Annotated in this window: 2 protein-coding genes and 1 pseudogene; 2 read left to right on the forward strand and 1 reads right to left on the reverse strand. The window is 70.5% G+C overall.

Annotated elements, in window-relative coordinates:
• Nucleotides 1–201 (reverse strand): annotated as a pseudogene (locus D9R02_RS12195) (M23 family peptidase); the annotation flags it as partial.
• Between the two features lie 572 nt (nt 202–773).
• On the opposite strand from D9R02_RS12195, the gene rpsB reads away from it, so the two are divergent.
• A complete protein-coding gene (rpsB, locus tag D9R02_RS11630; protein ID WP_019310866.1) occupies nt 774–1,643 on the forward strand; it encodes a 30S ribosomal protein S2 in 870 nt (289 codons plus the stop codon).
• 113 nt (nt 1,644–1,756) lie between these two features.
• Nucleotides 1,757–2,587, forward strand: a complete 831-nt coding sequence (gene tsf, locus D9R02_RS11635; protein WP_019310867.1) for a translation elongation factor Ts — start codon at nt 1,757–1,759, stop codon at nt 2,585–2,587.
• Nucleotides 2,588–2,709: the final 122 nt, after the last annotated feature.

Here is a 2,709-nt window from a genome sequence, read left to right on the forward strand (position 1 = left end):
GGACCGGAGGGGGGTTCCCGGCGGGGCGGAGAGGTCCACACCGCGGTGACCCGGCAGCCACTTCTGGGCCGGTGCCTCGAACGCGCGCTCGACGCCCGGACGGGGAGACACCGGCCACGCCCAGCCGGCTCCGGCCGCGCCCGCGGGGTGGGCACCCAGCACGAACAGGGCCGTCAGGAGAGCCGCGAGGCCCAGGGCCATCCACCGTGGTGCGGGACACTCCGTGCCCGTGGCCGCGGGCCGCCCGGGGAGCCTGGGATGCACGTCCCCGCCCGGACAGGCCACCGGCCCCGCGGCGGGGCCCGGCGGTCCGCCGATCGCTGGAGACTGGACAACCGGCCCGGCGGTGAGCGCCAAGGCGAGAGCGGAGGTGGGAACGGTCGGAGCGGTCTCGGAGCTGCGTGGGTGAGCCATGGGACCAGGGTGACGCGGCGGCGTCGTGCTGCCGGGGGAGGGGCGCGCGATGTGGAGAGGAGGTGCCGCGCGATGCGCTAGACTGGCTAGTGCAGTTGCCCTGCCATCAGTTGCGCATGCCCGTTCGCGGGTGGGTGCGGCGGCGGGTGACTGACTTCGCGCGCGAAGGAACCCGGAACGGATCCGTTCCCTCCGGGTGCGTGCCCCTCGGTCCGGATCCGCCTGTGGAACCGGTACGGGGCACGTCGGACCCGCTCCACGAGCACGGTCCGCGCATCGCGCCAGGGACCGGCACGTCCGGTCGACAACCGTCAACCCACGGTGGCCCCCGGGCCGCCGGATACTCATGAGGAGACGACATGCCTGTCGTTACCATGCGCCAGATGCTCGACAACGGCGTCCACTTCGGTCACCAGACCCGTCGCTGGAACCCCAAGATGAAGCGCTTCATCTTCACCGAGCGCAACGGCATCTACATCATCGACCTGCAGCAGTCGCTGGGCTTCATCGACAAGGCCTACGAGGCTGTCAAGGCCACGGTCGCCCACGGCGGCACCATCCTGTTCGTCGGCACCAAGAAGCAGGCCCAGGAGGCCATTGCCGAGCAGGCCACCCGCGTGGGCATGCCCTACGTGAACCACCGCTGGCTCGGTGGCATGCTCACCAACTTCCAGACGGTCTCCAAGCGCATCGACCGCATGAAGGAACTGGAAGAGGTCGACTTCGACGACGTCGCCGGCTCGCAGTACACCAAGAAGGAACTGCTGCTGCTGCGCCGCGAGAAGGAGAAGCTGGAGCGCACCCTCGGTGGCATCCGCAACCTCACCAAGACCCCGTCCCTGATCTGGATCGTGGACACCAAGAAAGAGCACCTCGCGGTCGACGAGGCCCAGAAGCTCGGTGTGCCGATCGTCGCGATCCTCGACACCAACTGCGATCCGGACGAGGTCGCGTTCCCCATCCCGGGCAACGACGACTCCATCCGCTCCGTCTCCCTGCTGACCCGCGTGGTCGCGGACGCCGTGGCCGAGGGCCTCATGGAGCGCCACAACGGCAAGTCCAACGCCGCCGAGGAGCCCATGGCCGAGTGGGAGCGCGAGCTGCTCGAGCAGCACGAGGGGCAGAAGTCCGAGCAGGCCGCCCCGGCCGCTGAGGCTCCCGCCGCCGAGCAGGCCGCCCCGGCCGCTCCCGCCGAGACCGAGCAGAAGGACGCCCCCGCCGCCGAGTGAGGCCGCGGAAGGTGTTCACCTTCCATTCTCCCCGGTGACCCACGATGGTGACCGGACCCGCCCGGGCGTCCACGGACGCCCGGGCGGACACAACCGACAACAGAGGAGTTCACATGGCGAACTACACCGCTGCTGACATCAAGGCCCTGCGCGAGCGCACGGGCGCCGGCATGCTGGACGTCAAGAAGGCGCTGGACGAGGCCGACGGCGACGCCCAGAAGGCCCAGGAGATCATCCGCGTCAAGGGTCTCAAGGGTGTGACCAAGCGCGAGGGCCGCTCCACCGCCGAGGGCATCGTGGTGGCTCGCACGGAGAACAACGTGGGCTACATGGTCGAGGTCAACTCCGAGACCGACTTCGTGGCCAAGTCCGCGCCGTTCGTGGAGTTCGGCAACAAGGTGCTCGACGCCGCCGTGGCCGCCGACGCCGCGGACCTGGACTCGCTGCTCGCGGCCGAGGTGGACGGCACGCCCGTCTCCGAGCTCGTGACCGAGACCGGTGCGCTGCTGGGTGAGAAGGTCGTCGTGCGTCGCGTGGCCCGTGTGGCCGGTGACCACGTGGCCGTGTACCTGCACAAGACCTCCAAGGACCTCCCCGCCCAGGTGGGTGTCCTGCTGGCCGTGTCCGGCTCCGAGGCGGAGACCGCCGCCCACGACGTCGCCGTGCACATCGCCGCGATGTCCCCGGCGTTCCTCTCCGAGGAGGACGTTCCCGCCGAGACGGTGGAGAACGAGAAGCGCGTGGCCGAGGAGACCGCCCGCAACGAGGGCAAGCCGGACAAGATCATCCCGAACATCGTCCAGGGTCGCCTCAAGGGCTACTACAAGGACGTCGTGCTGGTGGACCAGGACTTCGCCAAGGACTCCAAGAAGACCGTGGGCCAGGTGCTGTCCGAGGCCGGCGCCACCGCCACCGCGTTCGCGCGGTTCCGCGTGGGGGCCTGATCCACGACCCCACCGGGCCCGGCGCTGCACGCACGTGACGCGCTGACGGCCCGCAGCGGCGTCGTCCGCGGGAGACCGCGGCGCCACCGCACCCCGTGACGGCGGGGCACCACCCGGGAGAC

The sequence above is a fragment of the Kocuria rhizophila genome (genome assembly GCF_003667225.1).
Taxonomy (GTDB): domain Bacteria; phylum Actinomycetota; class Actinomycetes; order Actinomycetales; family Micrococcaceae; genus Kocuria; species Kocuria rhizophila.